Below are 19845 nucleotides of genomic sequence, written 5' to 3'. Positions count from 1 at the left end.
GTCGGGGCGCCGCAGGCATAAACGGTCGCGTGAAGTTTTTGCTGTTTGCTTGGGCTTGGATGCCCAAAACAAACTCTCGCAAAAATAGCGACTCCCCGGTGTAAGAAAGGCGCGAACTGCTGTATTCGATGCGTCAGATGCTGTGTTGTAAATTGCCACTAATTATTTATTTCCTTCTAACAGAGGATTGTGCGGCCAGCTCGTATGCTGCGATATGCCGCCAAAAGTTCTCGGTTTTTGCGGTTTGGTGTTGTTTGAGTGGGAGTGTTTGTTGTGTTTTGCATCCTGCAATGGTGCTTCCTGTTTGGTGGCGTGCGCGCCTGGCTGTGTGAAGAGACTAGAACATATCAACGACTAATGCCAAGTTGGTTTGGTGTTGCTGATTGGGTTAGTGTCGAACACGCTGTAAATCACAGCTCGCCCCGCGCCCCGCCTGTTACAAACCGATACAAACCGTTACGCCCCTGAAAGGCTTCTCCAGCTCGCTCTCACTACTATTTAACTACAGAGTCGAAACAGTGAAGGAGAGTAGATATGAAAAAACGTGCAAAGAAGATCGCTTTGGTTGTGGTGGGTGTTATTGCAACAACGACGGTTGTGGCATGCAACCAATATAAAGGTTCCACCCCGGAAGAGCTGGCTGAGTGGATGATGGAGAAGGTGGTCGACAAACTTGAGTTGAATGAGCAGCAGACGGCGAAGCTGGTGCTGTTGAAGGATGAGTTGCTGGTAGTGAAGCGTGAGATGGGTACGACCCGAGATGTTGCCAAACGGACCCTGGATGAGATGTTACAGCAGCCTACGCTAGATCAGGCGGCTGCAAATCGTCTGGTCAAACTGCATACCGAAACGGTAAGTGATCGTGCGCCGGAGGTGATCGCAGCCCTGGCCGGTTTCTACGATGAATTAAATCTTGAGCAGCAGGCCTATATTCGCGACAAGATGGATCGTCATCTCGAACATCGCGGTCACTTTGGTCGCCATTAAAGCAATTTAACAGGGAGTATTGATTATGGGGTTTGGAAATATGCTGCGTGGTCCCTGGGGTGGATGCGGCCAACATGGCGGTCCGTTTAGCAAGCTGATTCTTTGGCGATTGAATAAGAAATTGAATTTGACCGCAGAGCAGCGTCAGGAATTAGATGCTTTACTGCTGCAGTTGGAGGAAGCGTACAAGGCGGTTGAGGAGGTGGGGGTCGGTCTGCATATGGAGTTTGTTGAACTGCTTTCGGCCGATCAGCTTGATCGGGCGAAGATGGATCGATTGATTAAGGCGCAGTTTGTGGCGGCTGCAGATGCGGTTGGCGAGGTGTCGGAAAGACTGGGCGATCTGTTTGAGAGTCTTGATATTGAACAGCGCGGCGAGTTAGTTGCGATGATGCAGAAACACGGTCGATCACACCGCTGTTTCCATTAAACCGGGTTTAGGTAGTGGGGTGTCGATCCGGGCTTCGCATCCCGCTACCACTTAATGCGGCTTCTGGTTAGAGTGGTCGAGACGGAAGCGATATGTAACTGATGCACACAATCCTATTAATAGATGATGATGAGCGACTGGCTGAGCTGCTGGGGCGCTACTTCAAGCAGTTCGATCTGCAGCTTGAGAGCGCCAATCTGCCGAGTCAGGGTCTGGCGCGCCTGAAGCGTGGCGGAGTCGATCTGGTGATTCTCGATGTGATGATGCCGGAGATGGATGGCTTTGAGGTCTGCAAGCAGATTCGTCACGACAGTGAGGTGCCGATTGTGATGCTTACGGCGCGCGGTGAGGTGATGGACCGAGTGGTGGGTCTTGAGCTGGGTGCCGATGACTATTTGCCCAAGCCGTTTGAACCACGTGAACTGGTGGCGCGTATCCAGAATATCTTCAAGCGTAGCGAGCGTAGTCGCAGTGATGAGGCGGTGATGCGTTTTGGTGATCTCGCGATCGATACAGCGCTGCAGCAGGCAACACTTGCCGATGAGGTGGTGCAACTTAGCTCAACCGAGTACCGCATGCTGGAACTGTTGGTCCGTCAGGCAGGTAAAACACTGAGTCGTGATGAGATTCTTAATCAGCTGAAAGGGGTGGAGGTGGAGCTCTTCACCCGCTCGGTCGATATTGCGATAAGTCGTCTGCGTCAGAAGCTGAAACCTGCTGAGTTCATTAAGACGGTGCGTGGTAGCGGCTACTGTTTTGTGGGGCGTGTTTCATGAGTCGCTGGCATCGTCACTCGCTCTCCGGCCGTCTGGTCATCCTCTTTGTGGTGATGGCGTTCCTGTTAGTTCTTCTGGTCGGTGGCAGTATTGGCTCGGTCTTCAAGGCGCACTTCAAGCAGAGTGTTCGCCCCCATCTGATTAACTACCTCAACTATGTGCAGAACGATATCGGCATCCCGCCTGATATTGCCAAGGCTGAGTCGATTGCGGCGCGTCTGCCGATTGAGATTCAGATCAGCGGCCCTGGTCGTGACTGGTCTTCGATTCAGCCACCGATTGATCTCGACCGGGTTGAGTTCCACCACAACTTTCGACAGCAGGGGGTGAACTACGCCTTTGGTGAGCTGGGTGATCGTGAATATCTGGTGGCAACAAATAGTGACTACACTATCGCATTCTCGGTGCCGCATGCTCGCGAGAAGGCGGGCTGGCGTCTTGTGATTCCTGTGGTACTGCTACTGGTTATTTTGGTGCTGCTCTACCTGGCCACGCATCGACTCATCGCACCGGTGAAGATTCTAAAGCGTGGCATTGAACGGATCGGTTCGGGAGATCTCTCGCACCGTATTGAGCTGAAGTGCAAGGATGAGCTGGGGGTGCTGGCCGATTCGATCAACACCATGGCCGACGATATCGAACAGATGCTGGAGGCGAAGCGACAACTGTTACTGGCGATTAGTCATGAGCTACGCTCACCACTGACCCGTGCCAAGGTGGCGGTCGCGTTGCTCGGCGATGAGGGACAGCGCGGTGAGATCGAGTGCGATCTGAACGAGATGGAAAAATTTATTGAGGAGCTACTGGAGACCGAGCGACTCACCACTACCCACCGGGTGCTGAACCTGGGACGCTTCTCGGCTAACGAGATGGTTGCTGAGCTGATCGAGAGTCACTTTGCCGAGGCGGGTATCGAGATTGCGCTCGGTGCTCACCTACCAGAGCTGGAATTCGATCGTGCCCGTATCAAGCTGCTGCTGAAGAACCTGCTGGAGAACGGTGTGCGTCATACTCCTGCAGATCGGCCGACACCGAGGCTCAGTGTCGAGTGCAAGGATGAGCAGATCGAGATGGTGGTGGAGGATTTTGGTAACGGTATCGAGGCGCAACATATCCCCTACCTGACCGACCCCTTCTATCGGGCCGACCCATCACGTCGTCGTGAGACGGGTGGGTATGGTTTGGGGCTCTATCTCTGTGCGGTAATTGCGGAGGCACATCGAGGGAGTCTCAATATCGAAAGTAGTCCCGGCGAGGGAACGCGCGTAACGGTGATGCTACCGCTACGGGCAGTGCAGTCGGAACATCAGGCGGAGTAACCGGGTAGGCGACGATCGATTCCGGTGCGGTGTAATAGGCTGGCGATGCGGCCGCCCGCTCTTGCCCCCATTACCGCCTCCAGGTGCGCCTCCCAATCGAACTCCAGCGCGTCGAGCATGTTCTTCAGGTAGAGCCCCGCCTCGGTCTCTCCCTCTAGTGCGAGCTGGCGATTGAAGAAGAGCGTGTCGGGATCCTCCTGACGGGTCGCCAGCAGCCAGAATCCCTCAAGATCACCCTTAATCCGAACATCCCAGCTACGGTCGGCACCGCTGCAGCGCTGCAACTTGTTATCACGTACGGCAAACAACAGTTCGGTGTTGGTATCGCTAATCTCGATGCAGAGGCGCTTCCCCTCAAGATCAATCAACTGCTCGGCCATCCACTGTCCCTTGAGCAGGTGGTTGGAGATACGGCTGATCAGTTCGGTGTGCACCACGTTGGGCAGGGTGCGCAGCAATAGGGCGGGGGGGAGCAGGGTTCGTTTCATGGTATCGATCTCTCAGGCGGCTCCGCCGAGTATTGCAGAGTTGGCGCAGCTACATATTGATTAGGGTCAACAGGATCAACGTTCTGTCGATGGCTACCTCCAGATGGGTAGTTGCACCATTATTGATCCAACGATAGGTTTGTCTCCTGTGTCAGGACCCTCAGGTTAGCGTTTCTAACTATTCAGAATGATCGAATCAACAACAATTTCGAAACAGCGCCTGCTGGTGCTGTTGCATGAGTGTGACTGGGTCAATGGCGGGGGGGTTATTGCCTATGCACTAGCCAGATTCTGGCGCCAGCGCGGTTATGAGGTTCGCTTTCACCGTGGTGTGGAGGATTTACCCGAGGCCGATGTGGTGCTGATGCATCTGCGAACCACTCGTCAGGATGAGAGTTATCTTAAGGCGGTTGAGGATTATCCGCGGGTACTCAACCGAAACGCACGCGATATTTCTAAGCGGTTGGTCAGTAGTCATCTGCTTGATTGTGAGAGTCGCTACGAGGGCCCTGTTATCGTCAAGTCGAATGATAATTACATGGGCTTGTTTGAGCGACAGCTACGTCGGCAGGCGTTACGAGAGCGGGGAGGTTTGCACCGTCGCTGGCGCCATCTGCTGGCACGAAAGGCCGAAAAGCGACTGCGGTGCGCACTGTGGAAGGCAGGTACCTCTGAGAGTGTCGAGGGGTACTGGGTGTTGCCGGAGCTCCGTGCTGTACCGTCAGCGATTTGGCGGGATGATCGCTATGTGGTTGAGCGCTTCCTCCCTGAGAGGAGTGAACGGGGATATCTGCTGCGTGAATGGATCTTCCTGGGTGATCGTGAGTTCTGTACTGCGAGCTACTCCAGTCGTGCCGTCTTCAAACAGAGTGATCTGACACCGAGTGAACCGGCGCCAGTACCGGAGGTTTTGCGTCAGCGCCGACGTGAGTTGGGTCTGGACTTCGGCGGTTTTCAGTTTGTGCAGCATGGTGAGCAGGTGGTGCTGTTCGATGTAAATCAAACCCCCGCTATCTTGTCATCGAAAAGGTTAAAGCTGTTTGAGTCACGCCTGGCGCTATTGGCCGAGGGGCTTGATGGCTATCTGCAGCATGGGGCTGGCTTGCAGAAGGTGATCTGAGAGAGTTACCCACTTTACTCGCAACGCGTGATCACGCCTTGCTAGTGTGGTGTTGGCTGAGCTGTTTATTGAACGTGATCGGCCGAGGACAGGTTCAATCCGGTTGCAAGCCGTTCGATACTGTAGGCGAGCTTCTGCTCATCGGCGTTTTCGAAGTAGGTCGGGGTTGGATTGTTCTCGATCACGATTGGTCCCTGTTCGGTATAGATCATGTCTACCTCATTGAGTGTCGCGCCGATGGCGTTGCTGGCCCTGATGGCGAGCTCTATCTCGACTTTGGAAGGGGTGTAGTCACCGCGCTGTGAGCCACGGCTGAGGCTGCCGATCCAGGGGCGTTCGGCGGCGCTGTTCGAGATCAGGCTGCGGCTGTAGGCGTAGGCAAACCGGCCTTCGATAATGGCGATGCGGTAGTCGAAATTGCGCAGATTCTCATGGTAACGCTGGAGAATATAGTCGCCGCCGTACGTTGCGCGGTTGTCATTTTCGAAGTGACTCAATAGTCGACTGTGCAGCACGGTTGGATTGGTCATCAGTTCGACATCGATAGCCCGTCCACCCATATCGCGTTTGAGCACCACGGGGTAGTCTCCTTCGGCGAACCGAAGGGCGGACTCGGTATCGGTCGGCGACTGGAGTGTCAGGGTCTCGGGTGTTGGTACGCCGTGCTCCACCATCAGGCGGTAGTTGAAGGCCTTGCTGTAGTCGGCGCGGGTCGTTGTCAGGGGGTTGATGGTGCGGATACCGGAGCGTTCAGCCTCCTCCAGTAGGTGCAGGGTTTTGAGGTTGTCGCGATAGTCGCTATTGGCGACGCTGGCATAGATGCGGTTGATCACGATCTCAAACTGCTGCAGTCGGTCGATATTGGTGCTTTCAATCGGTAGCAGCACGACCTGGTGGCACTGCTGGGTGAGTAGCCTCTGGATCTCGATCTCGGCCCACTCCAGTCTCTGATGTAGTATGGCAATCCTCAACGACGGAGCCCCTTCCGTAAGGTTTGAATCGATTTTGGAGACTAATGTCGGTGTCTAGTAAACGGATTTTGGTTGTGTCACACAAGGGCGACAGAATCGGAACGGTTCCTTTTATCGCAAATGATATCGCGCATTACTGGCAGCAGTCGGGTTATGAGGTTCTGTTTCATCAGGGATTCGAGGGGCTGCCGGATGCCGACAAGGTTCTGCTGCATGCCAATATGACACATGTCGATGAGCGTTATCTCGATGCGTTGGCTGGTTATCCGTGTGTACTCAACCGTGCTGCAGTCGATATATCAAAGCGGTTTATCAGTCGCCAGCTAGTCGAGGCAGATGAGGGCTATTCGGGGGCGGTTCTCGTGAAGTCGAACTTGAATAGTCATGGGGAGTCGGAGTGGCGCAACCACTGTGACCGGATGCGGGCGGAGGGCGGTGTGGGCGTGGGCCTTCGTTTGATGCTGGAACGAGAACAGCGGAAATTTCAAGCGCGACGGTTGCGTCGCGCCGCCTCTCCCCAGAGCAGTGAGGGGTACTGGGTCTATCCTCGGGTAGACGATGTACCAAAGTTTGTCTGGTGCGATCCCTACTATGTGGTGGAGCAGTTCCTGCCCGAGCCATGTGAACATGGCTATGCGCTTCGGCACTGGTTCTTCCTCGGCAGGCAGGATTTCTGCTCAGTTGCTTATTCGGACCGTCCCGTCTTCAAGCCAAACGACCTGACCCATTCCGAACCGGCGCCGGTTCCCGATCAGCTGCGAGAGATACGCAGGGAGCTCGGATTTGACTACGGCAAGTTCGATTTCACGCTTCATGAGGGCCGAGTGGTTCTGTTTGATGCCAACAAGACGCCAGCGTTTACCTCTGCCAGTAGGCGTGTGCGGTTTCAGCCGCAACTCGCTGAACTTGCGCGAGGGATTGAGGATTACCCTGACTGAACGCCTGTCGAAAGGGGCTTGGCAGTTGGCTATGCTCACTGAGTTGGGCGTAAACTGCTCGGCGCATTGGTGTAGGGGTAAACAAAGTGAGTGAAGAGAAGAGTTTCAGGCTTTCAATCGGCGGCATGAGTTGTGCGGGGTGTGTCGCCTCGGTGGAGAAGGCGTTGCAGGCGGTGCCGGGCGTCGATGAGGCGCTGGTCAGCTTTGCCGAGCATACCGCGCAGGTGCGCGGTGAGGCAGACGTTGAGACTGTAATTGCCGCCGTGGTGGCTGCGGGTTACGAGGCGGCGGAGCTGAAGAGCCTTGATGATGAGCAGGCCGAGCGCGACGCTACCGAGCAGTCGCAATACCGTCGTCTGATTTCACAGGCTGGAGTGGCGGCACTGGTCGGTTTCCCACTGATGGTTGCTGGCATGAGTGGTCTGCTGCCATCGCTCGCAAACGGTCGTCTTTTTTGGTTATTGGTCGGTGTGGTGACGTTGGCCGCGATGCTCTACTCGGGGCGTCACTTTTTCACTGGCGCCTGGAAACAGCTGCTCCACCACAACGCCAATATGGATACGCTGATCGCGATGGGTACCGGCTCCGCCTGGCTCTACTCGATGGCGATTACCCTTTTCCCCAGCGGTGTTCCCAGTCTTGCCCAGCACGCCTACTTCGAGGCGGCGGTGATTATCATCGCCCTGATCAATTTTGGCTCAGCGCTGGAGGTACGAGCGCGTGGCAAGACCTCCGAGGCGATCAAGCGGCTGGTCGGTCTGCAGCCGAAGACTGCAAGGGTGGTGCGTGACGGTCAGGAGATTGATCTTCCGATCATTGAGGTCGGGCTTGATGAGACGATTCGGGTGCGTCCCGGTGAGCGTTTGCCGGTCGACGGCACCATTATTGATGGTAGCTCCAATATCGATGAGTCGATGATTACTGGTGAACCGTTACCGGTGGCGAAGGGCGTCGGTGACGAGGTCGTCGGCGGCACCATTAATACCACGGGAAGTTTTCTCTACCAGGCAAAACGTATCGGTAAAGAGACGGTACTGGCGCGCATCATTGAGATGGTGCGCACCGCACAGGCGAGCAAACCCTCAATCGCACGACTGGTCGATAAGGTCGCAGCGCTGTTCGTACCGGCGGTGATGATTGTCGCCGTACTCACATTCCTGATCTGGTTCAACTTCGGCCCCGAGCCGATTGTCGGTTATGCAATTGTCACCACCATGACGGTGTTGATTATCGCCTGCCCCTGCGCGCTGGGTCTGGCCACGCCGATCTCGATCATGGTCGGTGTCGGCAAGGCGGCTGAGTTTGGCGCGCTGATTCGTAACGGCGATGCGCTGCAGCAGGCGGGGCGGCTGACCACGGTGATACTTGATAAGACCGGCACTCTTACTGAGGGACGGCCGAGTGTGACTGAAGTGGTGACGATCCGTAACGTCAAAGAGGAGGACCTGCTGGCTATAGCAGCCTCGGTGGAGGCGGCCTCTGAGCACCCGTTGGCCGCTGCGGTGGTTGATGCGGCCGAGGCACGCGGCATGGAGCGTAGCGAACTCGGCAGCTTTGAGGCAGTCAGCGGCCGCGGTGTGGTGGCTGAGTTGGGTGGACAGCAGGTGCTGCTTGGAAATCGTGCCTGGATGGAGCAGAACAGCGTTAATCTCAGTGATCTAGTGCAGCGTGCCGAGGTGATGGCCGATAGTGGTAAGACACCCATCTATATCGCGCTCAACGGTATCGGTGCCGGCCTGATTGCCGTCTCCGATCCGATCAAGTGTGATTCGAAGGCCGTGGTGGCGAGGCTGCGTCAGGCCGGTATGAAGGTGGTGATGATTACAGGCGATCAGCAACGCACCGCTGAGGCGGTGGCGCGTGAGGTCGATATTGAACAGGTAATCGCCGGTGTGCTGCCTGAGCAGAAACACGAACATGTCTCCATGCTACAGGCCGAAGGTGAGGTGGTCGGTATGGTGGGCGATGGCATCAACGACGCACCGGCGCTGGCGCAGGCCGATGTCGGTTTTGCCATGGGTAGCGGAACCGATGTGGCGATTCAGAGTGGTGATATCACTCTTATGCGCGGCTCGTTGCATGTGGTGGCCGATACCATTGAACTCTCCAGGGCGACGGTGAGCAATATCAAACAGAATCTCTTCGGTGCCTTTCTCTATAACTCGCTCGGCATTCCAGTCGCGGCCGGTCTGCTCTTCCCCTTCACCGGCCTGCTGCTCAACCCGATGATTGCCGGTGGTGCGATGGCGCTCTCCTCACTGACGGTGGTGAGTAATGCCAACCGTCTGCGGCTGTTTAAGGCGCGGGAGGTGCGCTCATGATCTGGGTCAATGTGTTGGGTCTGGCGCTCATTATGCTGATTGTCTGGTGGTTCTGGCTCTCGGGAGAGTGATCTCTCCTCTGCTGGTCCGAGCCTATCTGTGACAACGTGGAGTATTTGAGATGAGTGATACGGCGTGGTTGGAGCCGATGTTTAAGGCGATCGATAAGATGGATGCTGCCGCATTTGCGGCCTTCCTGGCGGAGGATGTCCGCTTCACCTTTGGTAGTGGTGAGCCGGTAGTGGGGCGGCAGGAGAGTGAAGCGGCAGTGGCGGGCTTTTTTTCCTCGATTGCCGGTTTACAGCATGAGATTACCGATCGCTGGTGTATTGATAACGATGCGATGGTGCGAGGGCGTGTGACATACACGCGCCACGACGGCTCAAAGCTCGCGGTCCCCTTTGCCAACGTCTTTAAGATAAAGGGTGACCTGATTGATGATTACCAGATCTATATCGATATCTCTACGCTCTACGCGAGCTGATCGGATGAGGAGACCGTAAGAAGTGAGTTGGCTGAAGCTGTTGCACGTCACTGCCGTCTCGCTCTCCATAACCGGCTTTGTGCTGCGAGGCGTCTGGATGATCGCAGCACCCGAGCGGTTGCAGCACTACTGGGTGCGTAAGCTGCCCCATGTGATCGACTCGGTATTGCTGGGCAGTGCTATCGCGCTTGCTTACCAGCTACAGCAGTATCCCCTTGTGCATGGCTGGCTCACCGCCAAGGTGCTTGGGCTGCTGCTCTATATCGCACTCGGCATGGTGGCGCTGCATTACGGTCGTACTCGATCCATTCGAACGGTTGCCTGGCTGGCGGCGATTATTCTCTTTGCCTACATTGTTTCGGTAGCCTATTTCCGTCACCCGGCAGGTATCCTCTTGAACGTTTTATGAATGATAAACAGGCTCATTGGGATAGGGCCTATACCCGCAAGGGGATTGATGAGCTGAGCTGGTATCAGCGCTCGCCAGCCCTGTCACTCCAGTTGATCGATGCTTGCGGAGTCTCGGCCGATGAGGCGATTATCGATGTGGGTGGCGGTGCATCGCGACTGGTCGATCACCTGATCGAGCGTGGTTATCGCAACCTCTCGGTGCTTGATATCTCACCTGAGGCGCTTCGTCATGCCCGCCAGCGACTCGGCAGTCGTGCCGATCAGGTTGAGTGGCTAGAGGCCGATATCACCGCCTTTGAGGCACCGCAACACTACCGACTCTGGCACGACCGTGCCGTGTTCCATTTTCTTACAGATCCTGATGATCAGGCACGTTATCGCTCTGTGCTTGAACGATCACTACTGGCGGGCGGTCATCTGATCGTCGCCACCTTCGGTCTTGATGGTCCGGAGCGGTGTAGTGGTCTGCCAATTGCTCGCTACGATGTAGCTACACTCAGCGAGGCGATTGGTGATAAATTCGAGTTGCTGGAGAGTCTGGATGAGCAGCATGTGCGCCCCGCTGGAGGGACACAACACTTTCTCTACTGCAGATTCCAGCGCTTGTAATACGACAATAAGAAGAGGAGCGGATCTGATGATTAGACATATCGTGATGTGGGGCTTGAAGGGCGATGGTACCGAAGGGAGCCCGGAGCAGAGCGCGCGCGAGATGAAGCGCCAACTTGAGCAGCTGCCGGGGCGTATTCCTGAGATTCTGGAGTTGAAGGTTGGCATCGCCGACCCCGACTCTGAGAGCAATGTCGATATCGTGCTCGAGACCAGCTTCGATGACTGGGCCGCACTGGAGCGCTATCAGGAGCACCCGGCACACCAGGAGGTCGCAGAGTATGTGAAAAAGGTGCGCGTCTCACGCCATGTGATCGACTACGTCAGCTAAGCAATCAGGGGCGCACTGGAGGCGTACAATCAATGTGCTGATCCCCCTGCAGTGTTGCTGCTATCTCTATTCGGTTTTCTGGTCGGCCCCGAGGAGTTTGATCTGTTACCGGGGACTCGACGACACTGATTTAATCTCGCGGCCAACTTGGCGTTAGTGATGTCAGGATTCCTGCATCGGTGCGATGCTGATGAGTGTAAGGCTATGTCGGCATGGTCACGCCGTTACTCTTTTTCCTGTCCCTATCTTGGTGATCTCGTTAAGTGCACATTGAGTGAATGAGGTGCACCATCGTTGAGCGATTGCGGTAGCATATCGATCTTTCAAAGTAAGAAATTGGAGCTGTAATGAGTTGGTGGGGAAAGATGGTCGGCGGTGCCTTCGGTTTTATGCTGGGAGGACCGCTTGGTGCTGTGTTGGGTGCTGCACTAGGACATAAGTTTGATCAGGGCTTGGGCGCGTTTCAGGTAGGCGGTACCGCTCATCTAGAGCAAGAACGCATTCAGACCGCCTTCTTCACCGCTACCTTCTCGGTGATGGGGCATCTGGCCAAGGCCGATGGTCGGGTCAGTGAGGATGAGATCGCCTTTGCTAAGGCAGTGATGGCGCAGATGCAGCTTGGTGAGGAGCAGCGTGCGCTAGCGATCAAACTCTTCGGTGAGGGTAAGGCGGACGACTTTCCGCTCGATGATCTACTACACCAGTTCCGTAAGGAGTGTCATCGCCGTCGCACCCTGATGCAGATGTTTATTGAGATCCAACTGCAGGCCGCCCACGCCGACGGTCGGGTTGATAGCGCTGAGCGCAAGATGCTGCAGCATATCTGTGATCTTCTTGGCTTTACTCAACATGAGTTTGAACACCTTGAGGCGATGGCCAGTGCAGCGCGTAATTTTGGCAGCGGCGGTGCTGCTGGTGGAGGCTATCAGCAGCCACAGCAAGCCTCACCACAGGCGCAATTGAAGGCGGCCTATCAGGTGCTGGATGTTGTAGAGAGTGCGACTGATGCCGAGGTGAAACGAGCCTATCGACGTCTGATGAATCAGCATCACCCCGATAAACTGGTCTCAAAGGGATTGCCGGAGGAGATGATCAAGGTCGCCACTGAGAAGAGCCAGGAGATTCGTAACGCCTACGATGCGGTCAAGGCATCACGTGGCATGCGCTAACAGTTCTGGTACGAACCTATGGCGCTGACTGAGAGAGTTCCTGAAGCGTCAGGGACTCGGCGATGACCCCTGTCACCTTACGCTCCTCAAGGGGCTGTGGAACGTCGATACCGTAACCCTGTGCGTAGTCGACGCCCATTCTGCGTAGCAGCTCGAGTAGTTCACGGTTTTCAACAAACTCGGCGATGGTCTTTAATCCCATATCATGTCCCACCTCGTTAATCGATTTGACCATGATGCGGTCGATCGGGTCGTCGAGCATATCCTTGACGAACTGTCCGTCGATCTTCAGGTAGTCGACTGGCAGGGTCTTGAGGTAGGCGAAGGATGACATGCCGCTACCGAAATCGTCGAGGGCAAAACGACACCCCATCGCCTTGAAGGTGGTAATGAAGCGGATCGCTTTGTCGAGATTAGTGATCGCTGCGGTCTCGGTGATCTCAAAGCAGATCTTGTTTGGTGGTACGCAGGTGTGGGTCAGGATTTCGGTAACGAATTCGTGGAAGTGGTCATCACCCAGCGACTTACCAGAGAGGTTGATGGCGCAGTGTGCCAGCTGTTCAAGCTGTTCGGGGTTATCCTCAAACCACTGCAGAGTGGTTCGAATGACCCAGCGATCCATGGTGGCAGCGAGATCATAACGCTCCACGGCGGGGAGGAAGAAGCCGGGTGGAACGAGCTTTCCCTGCTCGTCGTGCATTCGAATCAGTACCTCGTAGTGGTCGCCATCCTCGGCACCGTTGATCGGCAAAATGGTCTGGTAGAAGAGAATGAAACGCTGCTCTTCAAAGGCGCGCATGACTCGCGAAACCCACTGCATCTCACCGTAACGTTTATTTATCTCGCCATCGTCGGGGTGGTAGACGTGGATGCGGTTACGCCCCGCCTCCTTGGCCAGGTAGCAGGCGGCATCGGCCATGCTCAGCGCATCTTCGAGATTGTGATTCTCTGGGGAGAGGGGCACCACACCGACGCTAACACCAAGGGCAAATAACTTGTCATCGTAGGTGAAGCGGTAGTCGACCAGACTCTGGCGAACACTATCGGCTACCTCGGTCGCCTTTTCGATGCTGCAGTACTCGAGCAGGATGCCGAACTCATCACCGCCGAGACGCGCCAGAGTGTCGTGACGACGTACCACCTGTTGAATGAGTGTGGCGACCTGGCGCAGTAGTTGATCCCCCGCCATGTGGCCGCAGGTGTCGTTCATCACCTTGAACTGGTCGAGGTCGAGATAGCAGAGCACGTGTTCGCTGCCGTTATCACGGCTATCTTCGAGCAGGCGCGAGAGGCGGCGCTCAAATTCACTGCGGTTGATCAGTCCAGTGAGACTGTCGTGGGTGGCCTGATAGGAGAGGCGTTTGTTGAGTTTGCGTGCTTCAGTAACGTCGTGGAAGACGAGGACCACGCCAATCATCTCACCGCTGCGCGCCTTGATCGGGGCGACGGTGTCCTGAATGGCAACCTCAGAGCCGGTACGGTGGATGAGCAGGTTATGAGAGCCGAGCTCGACCGCCTTGCCCTCTTCCAGGCAGCGGACAACTGGATCCTCGGTCTGGGTGTGGGTGAACTCATTGACGACCTGGAAGACGGCATCAAGTTTTAGACCGATGGCCTCGCTGCTCGACCAACCAGTCATGCGTTCGGCGACGGGATTGATCGATTCAATCGTGCCGCTGGTGTCAGTGGTAATAACGCCATCACCAATTGAGTCGAGGGTGACCAGTGCGCGCTCTTTCTCCCGGTTGAGCGCTTCAACCTGGTGGGCGAACTGTGCGTTACTGTGCATGTAATCTTCGCGCCTGATGGCAATATCGCAAACACGACGCAGCTGCTCAGCGCGGAACGGTTTGGCAATAAAGTCAGCGGCTCCGGCCAGTACCAGTCGTCCGGCACGCTCCTCGCTGGAGTCGGCGGTCATCATCACCACCGATTGTGCGGGGCGCAGGGCGAGAATCTCTTTGAGAACATCCTCACCATTCATGCCAGGCAACATCACATCGAGCAGTACCAGATCGTGTCGGCGCTGTTGCCAGGCAGCGAGACCGTCGGTGCCGGTCATGGCCGATTCGATGTTAAAGCGCGGTTTAAGTACGCGCTCGACCACACGCACGGTGTCGGGATTGTCTTCGATAACCAGAAGCGAGGGTTTGTTGTGCCCCTGCTGTGCCTGCGCAAACATGCTCTGCAGGGTCTCTGGTAGCTCATGGCGTCGTTCGTAGGGAATAAAGGCGTCGATCTCATACTCTTTGGCCGTTACCTCAGCGATACGTTCGCTGAAGCTACGGGTGAGTACGATCACGGGCATGGCAGCATCGACGGGGTAGACGTCGGAACGCACCAGGCGAGTCAGTCGCCAGCCATCGAGATCGTCGATCGGAATGTCGGTGATGAGCGCATCGACCTGACCGCTCTGCAACAAACTGACGGCATCACTGCCATTGCTGGCCTCATGAATCTGCTCAAAGCCGGCACGAGCGAGCGCCGTAACAAGCTGCTGGCGCAACTCGTTATCGGGGTAGACCAACAGCAGTTTCGAACTCATTTCCATATGAAAAATAGTGTTATTGGCTCGTGAGTAGGTATTATCTTCAGCTGGGATCGCGATTGCAGAAGGGACGCCGCAGCCAATATCCCCACATTAACAATAACTATAAAGGCTGGGAAGAGGCGTATGAATAATAGTGCTAACGATATTTCGTTGGGCAGTAGTCCCAATGAGCTGGGCGATCTACTGGTCGGTTACCTCGATCAACTCGAAGTTGATTACCTGTTTGGTGTTCCTGGCGGCGCTATTGAGCCGCTCTACAACGCCCTGGCTAGAAGCGAGCGTCGGGGTGGGGTTCGCTCGGTGGTGGCCCGGCATGAGAGTGGGGCTGCCTTCATGGCCGATGGTTACGCCCGCGAGACGGGTAGGTTGGGTGTCTGTTGTTCAACCACCGGTCCGGGAGCCACCAATCTGATTACTGGTGTCGCCTCGGCGCTGGCCGATAATGTGCCGATGTTGGTCATTACTGCGCAGACGGCACTACCCCACTTCGGTAAGGGGGCGTTTCAGGAATCCTCCTGCGCTGACCGCCAGTCGGGGCGCCGTAGGCATAAATGGTCGCGTTAAGTTTTTGCTGTTTGCTTGGGCTTGGATGCCCAAAACAAACTTTCGCAAAAATAGCGACTCCCCGGGGCTTATTGTTTTTATTGGTGGGCGCGTGCCAACCAAAATTTTATCGGACGATTATTGCCCGCTTGCAGCTGACTGAGGGTTACGTTCGATTGCCGCTGTGGCTTCGTCCGTGACACTGGCTTCCTTGTCAGCTCTTCCTGCCTTTTTTATTGGTAGTGGGATTGTTACGGTAAACGTGGATCCCTCTCCATCTTTGCTCTTGACGTTAACATCACCACCCATCAACTGGCAAAGTTGACGGGTGATGGAGAGTCCCAGACCGGTTCCCTCAAAACGCCTTGAGAGGCTGCCATCGACCTGTCGAAACTGGTCGAAGATAAGCGCCTGTTGCTGCTCATCCATACCGATGCCGCTGTCACTGACGGCCAGTTCGAAACGGTCCTGGTTAAATTCTGCAGAAACGGTGATCTCACCCATGTTGGTAAATTTGGCGGCATTACTCATCAGGTTAAGCAGGATCTGTAACAGACGGGCTCGGTCGATGATGAGAGTTGATGTCGGGCTCGGGTGGTTGATGGTGAGGTGGTTGCCGTTGCGCTGTACCAACGGTAACAGGGTGTCCTGTGCCTCGATCAATACGCCCTCAAGATCGACCATTTCGAGGTTGAGTTCCATGCGTCCCGCCTCGATTTTGGCCAGGTCGAGAACCTCATTAATCAGCCCAAGCAGGTGGTTGGCGCTGGTCTGTACGCGCTGCATATCCTCGCCCATATCATCGAGTCCCTCATCAAGCAGACCCTCAATCGCCAGATCGGTGTAGCCGATGATTGCCTGCAGAGGGGTGCGCAACTCATGGGTGATATTGGCCAGGAACTCTGATTTATGCTGGTTCGCCTCTTCAGCAGCGGTGAGGGCGAACTTGAGATCACGGGTACGCAGTGCGACCTCCGATTCAAGTACCACATTCTGTTGGCGAAGCTGACGATCTCGCTCCTCAAGGGTGTCGACCATGGCGTTGAAGATGGTGGCGATGTTGACCACCTCGCGAGGACCCTCCTCGGCGGCACGAACATTGGTCTCACCGCTGCGTTTCTGTTGCATTACGCTGGAGAGGTTGAATAGCGGGTTGGTCAGGCGCTTGAGGATATGGTTGAGCAGAAACATCAGCGCCAGTGCAGCGGTGAGTGCGATAAGAATGTTATTGGTGAAGATGGTGAAACGAATATTCTTCAACGTCGCCTTGCTCATGCCGATGTAGACATAACCGAGATACTCCTGTGAAGGAGATTCGGCCGCATAGTCGGGCATGCCATCATCGATGCCCTGGAGAAATACGGGGGCAGCGAAGTGCCAGGCGTTCTGGTCTTCACCGAACAGTGCCGCGTTGGGCAGCGCGGCGATATTGAGCGGTGGGATGGAATAGGTGGCGTTGCGACCCTGGTTGGTCAGTATCTTTCCATCTCCGCTGACCAACATCACACGTTGTACGTCGGGGAAGGCGAGCGCGATCTCGATGGGGCTTTCAGCATTTTCAGGGCTGCCATAGAGCAGTGCCAGTGCCGATTGTTGGGCCAGGTTTTGAGTGATCTGTCGACCCTGTGACAGCATCAGCTCGCTGGTGCGCACACTACTTACCCAGGCGGTGGCAAAGGAGGCGATGGCGGCGAGGGCAAGTAGTCCGAAAGAGAGGGTGATGAAAAGCTGGTTTCTGAAGCTGCTTTGTTTGCTAAACAGGCGGAACATTCCCATCGATGAGTCCTGCTATCGTCGTAGAGGGAAGGTGAGGGATATCTGCTCACGTAACCGGCTGTTGTAGTTCACACCGAGGTGTGAGGCGGTACGCATGTTGACGGCAATTTTGAGCGCCTTGAGCGGCTCAAGTACTGGCCCCCGGTTGGGATTGCGAATGGAGTCGACAACGATCTCGGCCAGACGCAGGCCAAGCCCACGGTGGTCAGGAAAGAGGGCAAACAGCGTCCCCTTGCGAGTGTGCGAGGGGTTGCTGGAGAAGACCACCAGTCGTTTCTGCCATGCCTGTTTCAGAATCGAGGGGAGAATGGTCTTGCCAGGGGCGACCTGATCGAGTGGCAGCCAGAGTGCATCCTCACCATCTCGGACCATATCAAGCACGGCGTTGTACTGCAGCACCGCTTCACGGCTGCTCTCGGCCTCTTTGCTAATCAATTCGATGTCGTATTTGCGTGCCAGTTTGGCGGCGCGTTCAATCAGCCAGCCACTCTGTTTGCGGTTGTAGACGGTAAAAACCCGTCGTACGGGTGGTGTAAGTGAGCCGAGTCGGGAGAAGAAGGCCTCGGGGTCGGCGGCCAGTGAGACACCCGAGAGTCCGTTGGGGGCGATGAGGGTGGCGCCAACGATGACAGGGATATCGGGTTTGAGATCTCTGGCGACCTTATGGCTCTGCTGGCCCAGGGCGATAATGGCGGTGGCATTCTGGCTGGAGAGCCAATCGTCTGCCCGCTGTGTGGCATCGCCATTGGAGAGCCGGTGTGCAACAACAGTGATACCGGGGTGGCGTTCGATGCCCTCGATGATCTTCTCGAAGACCTGGCTGTAGGGCGCGCTGACATCGGGATAGATAACCGCAACGCGAGTGGGTACGGCCGCAAAGGAGGTAGAAAGCGGCAACAGTAGTACCAGACACAGAAGCAAGCTGTATCTAATCTGTGACCTCCTCTCTTTCACTTATCCTCCTGATTTCAAGGCCTCTAGTTGGGCCAAGCGAAATAGAACGCTTATCTTTTTATTCTAGCAGTCATCATCATGGATGCGGGTGGCGAAATGCAAGCGTTCAAAGGGGATAGGGCCTGTATCGGACTTATAGGTAGCGCCCACCGGCAGCTATGGCGCTGGTGAGCAGGCCCAGTATCAGATTGGTGCCAACAATCACGCGAATGACGGCCAATGCCTTAGCGCCGTCGGGCCACATCTGCGCAGCGACGGCGCGCTTCAATTCGGGGTAGGGGATAAAGTAGACGTAGCCGTAGAGCGCCACCATCAGCAGACCGATGGCAAGCATGGCGACAACGTGTACTCCGACATAACCCAAGCCACCGAATAGGCCGAAGATCATCCAGAAACCGGTAGTGACGACCAGCACGACGGCTACCCAGACCCAGAGGAAAAAGCGATCGAATACGCCCAGCCAGAGGCGCAACCGCTGGGGCGGTTCAAGTTGTGAGGCGGCGATCGGGCGCAGTATCTGGTGGGCGAAAAACATGCCGCCAACCCAGACGATCGCCGCAAGCATGTGCAGGGCGATGATGATCGGCATGAGGGTGTTGATCTCTGTAGTCATTTGATTACTCGACGGTGATGTAGCGATTTTTGTTGGTGGTATGACGTTCCAACCAGCCATGGATGCGCTTGATCAGATGTGTCTCCAGACCGGAGAAGAAGTGGTCGGCCCCGGCGATCTCAATCTGACGGTAGGTGACCATGCCGCTCTTGCGACTACCGTCGCGGCTGGCAACGATTGGTGAGAGTTCGAAGCTGCTGGTGCGCCGCGATTTTTTCAGGACCTGTGCATTGCGGTGTGCGGCCAGACGACGTGCGGTGACTGAGCGGAGTACGTTCTTCTGGTCGTGGCTGCCGTAGATATCGAGAATCGGGATATCGATGTGCTCGAGTAGGGCCGGGGTGTCAAAGCGCGGATCAATCTTACGATTCTCTCCCATGCCGATGCCAACGAATCCCTTGATCGCCTTGGGTTTATTGCGAGCGATGTAGTCGGCGGCCATTGCCGCACCGAGACTGTGGCCGATCAGGCTGATGTTCTTGATGCCTTTCGATTGTAGAAAGGCGATGGCGGCTGCAATGCGGTTGCCAGCATCGTCAAAGAGTGAGGCGTACTCTTTTCGTGCTGCGTTATTGGGGCGTACAGGGAGCTGAATAGAGAGGGTGCTCCACCCCTGTTCGGGCAGTGTGGTGCGTAGCGGCTGGATCATCTCCGGCCAGTCGGGGTGCGTACCCATACCGTGCAGGATAACCACACCGCCTAATTGTGCGCCTAGGTGCTCCTCAGTGTAGATCGCGAAGAATTTCTGTGAGCCGGCTGTCAGCTCCACCGCTTCACCATCCAACAGTGATTCTTTGATCTGCTCTGCCCAGCGCTGCTCCTTGGCGCTATCGGTCTCAAAGGAAGGAGGCTCGGCCGCGGCAGCAGGCGTCTCTGCGCTGAAGCCGGTCACAGGGGTGATCAGTAGCAGTAGGGCAATGATTTTACGGCGCATTATTTATCAGCATCCCGGTTGCTGGCATAGCGTGAGTATAAGGTAGCTATCGGCAGAGGGCCTATAAGCTGGAGCAGAGTTATAACCATTGTATAGAAGTGGTTTATAGGGGGTGCGAGC

At 55.9% G+C, this 19845-nt stretch carries 19 protein-coding genes and 1 pseudogene; 13 read left to right on the top strand and 7 right to left on the bottom strand.

The window, feature by feature from the left end:
• The first annotated feature begins 534 nt into the window (after positions 1-534).
• The 4 genes from BOW52_RS12660 to BOW52_RS12645 all read left to right on the top strand — a co-directional run bounded on the left by BOW52_RS12660 (position 535) and on the right by BOW52_RS12645 (position 3512).
• On the top strand, positions 535-987 hold the full coding sequence (locus tag BOW52_RS12660; protein WP_078484446.1) for a Spy/CpxP family protein refolding chaperone: 453 nt from the start codon (positions 535-537) through the stop codon (positions 985-987).
• Between the two features lie 25 nt (positions 988-1012).
• A complete protein-coding gene (locus BOW52_RS12655; RefSeq protein WP_078484445.1) occupies positions 1013-1417 on the top strand; it encodes a Spy/CpxP family protein refolding chaperone in 405 nt (134 codons plus the stop codon).
• A gap of 101 nt (positions 1418-1518) precedes the next feature.
• Complete coding sequence (locus tag BOW52_RS12650; protein WP_078484444.1) at positions 1519-2193, top strand: response regulator transcription factor; 675 nt, start codon at positions 1519-1521, stop codon at positions 2191-2193.
• Positions 2190-3512: a HAMP domain-containing sensor histidine kinase gene (locus BOW52_RS12645; protein ID WP_078484443.1), complete on the top strand. Its 1323-nt coding sequence runs from the start codon at positions 2190-2192 to the stop codon at positions 3510-3512. Before BOW52_RS12650 ends, BOW52_RS12645 begins: the two co-directional genes overlap by 4 nt.
• Here the strand turns inward: BOW52_RS12645 and ubiT are convergent.
• Positions 3500-4000: a ubiquinone anaerobic biosynthesis accessory factor UbiT gene (ubiT, locus tag BOW52_RS12640; RefSeq protein ID WP_078484442.1), complete on the bottom strand. Its 501-nt coding sequence runs from the start codon at positions 3998-4000 to the stop codon at positions 3500-3502. The genes BOW52_RS12645 and ubiT overlap by 13 nt on opposite strands.
• A gap of 187 nt (positions 4001-4187) precedes the next feature.
• Here ubiT and BOW52_RS12635 point away from each other — a divergent pair, with 187 nt between their 5' ends.
• Entirely contained in the window at positions 4188-5120 is a 933-nt protein-coding gene (locus BOW52_RS12635; protein ID WP_078484441.1) for a hypothetical protein, read from the top strand.
• 65 nt (positions 5121-5185) lie between these two features.
• Here the strand turns inward: BOW52_RS12635 and BOW52_RS12630 are convergent, their stop codons facing one another.
• On the bottom strand, positions 5186-6091 hold the full coding sequence (locus BOW52_RS12630; protein WP_078484440.1) for an ATP-grasp domain-containing protein: 906 nt from the start codon (positions 6089-6091) through the stop codon (positions 5186-5188).
• 44 nt (positions 6092-6135) lie between these two features.
• On the opposite strand from BOW52_RS12630, the gene BOW52_RS12625 reads away from it, so the two are divergent.
• The 7 genes from BOW52_RS12625 to djlA all read left to right on the top strand — a co-directional run bounded on the left by BOW52_RS12625 (position 6136) and on the right by djlA (position 12354).
• On the top strand, positions 6136-7029 hold the full coding sequence (locus tag BOW52_RS12625) for a hypothetical protein (protein WP_135622357.1): 894 nt from the start codon (positions 6136-6138) through the stop codon (positions 7027-7029).
• Between the two features lie 86 nt (positions 7030-7115).
• Positions 7116-9350, top strand: coding sequence for a heavy metal translocating P-type ATPase (locus BOW52_RS12620; RefSeq protein ID WP_269087657.1), 2235 nt, complete (start codon positions 7116-7118; stop codon positions 9348-9350).
• Positions 9351-9471: 121 nt separating this feature from the next.
• On the top strand, positions 9472-9834 hold the full coding sequence (locus BOW52_RS12615) for a nuclear transport factor 2 family protein (protein ID WP_078484437.1): 363 nt from the start codon (positions 9472-9474) through the stop codon (positions 9832-9834).
• A 22-nt stretch (positions 9835-9856) separates the two neighbouring features.
• Positions 9857-10243, top strand: coding sequence for a SirB2 family protein (locus BOW52_RS12610; protein ID WP_078484436.1), 387 nt, complete (start codon positions 9857-9859; stop codon positions 10241-10243).
• Positions 10240-10854: a class I SAM-dependent methyltransferase gene (locus BOW52_RS12605; protein ID WP_078484435.1), complete on the top strand. Its 615-nt coding sequence runs from the start codon at positions 10240-10242 to the stop codon at positions 10852-10854. Before BOW52_RS12610 ends, BOW52_RS12605 begins: the two co-directional genes overlap by 4 nt.
• A 28-nt stretch (positions 10855-10882) precedes the next feature.
• A complete protein-coding gene (locus tag BOW52_RS12600; RefSeq protein ID WP_172840339.1) occupies positions 10883-11185 on the top strand; it encodes a Dabb family protein in 303 nt (100 codons plus the stop codon).
• 347 nt (positions 11186-11532) lie between these two features.
• Positions 11533-12354 carry a co-chaperone DjlA gene (gene djlA, locus BOW52_RS12595; protein ID WP_078484433.1) on the top strand — a complete coding sequence of 274 codons (822 nt, stop codon included), beginning with the start codon at positions 11533-11535 and terminating at the stop codon, positions 12352-12354.
• A gap of 16 nt (positions 12355-12370) precedes the next feature.
• On the opposite strand, the gene BOW52_RS12590 is transcribed toward djlA, so the two are convergent.
• Positions 12371-14899 (bottom strand): GGDEF domain-containing response regulator, encoded by a 2529-nt coding sequence (locus BOW52_RS12590; protein ID WP_172840338.1) that lies wholly within the window; start codon positions 14897-14899, stop codon positions 12371-12373.
• Between the two features lie 129 nt (positions 14900-15028).
• Here BOW52_RS12590 and BOW52_RS12585 point away from each other — a divergent pair.
• Positions 15029-15424: pseudogene (locus BOW52_RS12585) on the top strand (thiamine pyrophosphate-binding protein); the annotation flags it as partial.
• 162 nt (positions 15425-15586) lie between these two features.
• Here the strand turns inward: BOW52_RS12585 and BOW52_RS12580 are convergent.
• From BOW52_RS12580 to BOW52_RS12565, 4 genes are all read right to left on the bottom strand, one after another.
• Positions 15587-17224: a sensor histidine kinase gene (locus BOW52_RS12580; RefSeq protein WP_078484431.1), complete on the bottom strand. Its 1638-nt coding sequence runs from the start codon at positions 17222-17224 to the stop codon at positions 15587-15589.
• 12 nt (positions 17225-17236) lie between these two features.
• Positions 17237-18145: an ABC transporter substrate binding protein gene (locus BOW52_RS12575; RefSeq protein WP_172840337.1), complete on the bottom strand. Its 909-nt coding sequence runs from the start codon at positions 18143-18145 to the stop codon at positions 17237-17239.
• Between the two features lie 166 nt (positions 18146-18311).
• Positions 18312-18791, bottom strand: a complete 480-nt coding sequence (locus tag BOW52_RS12570; RefSeq protein ID WP_236725735.1) for a CopD family protein — start codon at positions 18789-18791, stop codon at positions 18312-18314.
• Positions 18792-18795: 4 nt separating this feature from the next.
• A complete protein-coding gene (locus tag BOW52_RS12565) occupies positions 18796-19725 on the bottom strand; it encodes an alpha/beta fold hydrolase (protein WP_078484429.1) in 930 nt (309 codons plus the stop codon).
• Positions 19726-19845: the final 120 nt, after the last annotated feature.

The organism is Solemya pervernicosa gill symbiont (assembly GCF_002020875.1).
Classification (GTDB): domain Bacteria; phylum Pseudomonadota; class Gammaproteobacteria.
The sequence above is the reverse complement of the archived record's forward strand: the minus strand, read 5'-3'. Positions and strand labels throughout refer to the sequence as shown.

Bases quoted from the DNA above. Each gene is read 5' to 3' on its own strand.
- BOW52_RS12660 (WP_078484446.1), top strand. From the start codon at position 535: ATGAAAAAACGTGCAAAGAAGATCGCTTTGGTTGTGGTGGGTGTTATT.
- BOW52_RS12655 (WP_078484445.1), top strand. From the start codon at position 1,013: ATGGGGTTTGGAAATATGCTGCGTGGTCCCTGGGGTGGATGCGGCCAA.
- BOW52_RS12650 (WP_078484444.1), top strand. From the start codon at position 1,519: ATGCACACAATCCTATTAATAGATGATGATGAGCGACTGGCTGAGCTG.
- BOW52_RS12645 (WP_078484443.1), top strand. From the start codon at position 2,190: ATGAGTCGCTGGCATCGTCACTCGCTCTCCGGCCGTCTGGTCATCCTC.
- ubiT (WP_078484442.1), bottom strand. From the start codon at position 4,000: ATGAAACGAACCCTGCTCCCCCCCGCCCTATTGCTGCGCACCCTGCCC.
- BOW52_RS12635 (WP_078484441.1), top strand. From the start codon at position 4,188: ATGATCGAATCAACAACAATTTCGAAACAGCGCCTGCTGGTGCTGTTG.
- BOW52_RS12625 (WP_135622357.1), top strand. From the start codon at position 6,136: ATGTCGGTGTCTAGTAAACGGATTTTGGTTGTGTCACACAAGGGCGAC.
- BOW52_RS12615 (WP_078484437.1), top strand. From the start codon at position 9,472: ATGAGTGATACGGCGTGGTTGGAGCCGATGTTTAAGGCGATCGATAAG.
- BOW52_RS12605 (WP_078484435.1), top strand. From the start codon at position 10,240: ATGAATGATAAACAGGCTCATTGGGATAGGGCCTATACCCGCAAGGGG.
- BOW52_RS12600 (WP_172840339.1), top strand. From the start codon at position 10,883: ATGATTAGACATATCGTGATGTGGGGCTTGAAGGGCGATGGTACCGAA.
- djlA (WP_078484433.1), top strand. From the start codon at position 11,533: ATGAGTTGGTGGGGAAAGATGGTCGGCGGTGCCTTCGGTTTTATGCTG.
- BOW52_RS12590 (WP_172840338.1), bottom strand. From the start codon at position 14,899: ATGAGTTCGAAACTGCTGTTGGTCTACCCCGATAACGAGTTGCGCCAG.
- BOW52_RS12580 (WP_078484431.1), bottom strand. From the start codon at position 17,224: ATGGGAATGTTCCGCCTGTTTAGCAAACAAAGCAGCTTCAGAAACCAG.
- BOW52_RS12570 (WP_236725735.1), bottom strand. From the start codon at position 18,791: ATGACTACAGAGATCAACACCCTCATGCCGATCATCATCGCCCTGCAC.
- BOW52_RS12565 (WP_078484429.1), bottom strand. From the start codon at position 19,725: ATGCGCCGTAAAATCATTGCCCTACTGCTACTGATCACCCCTGTGACC.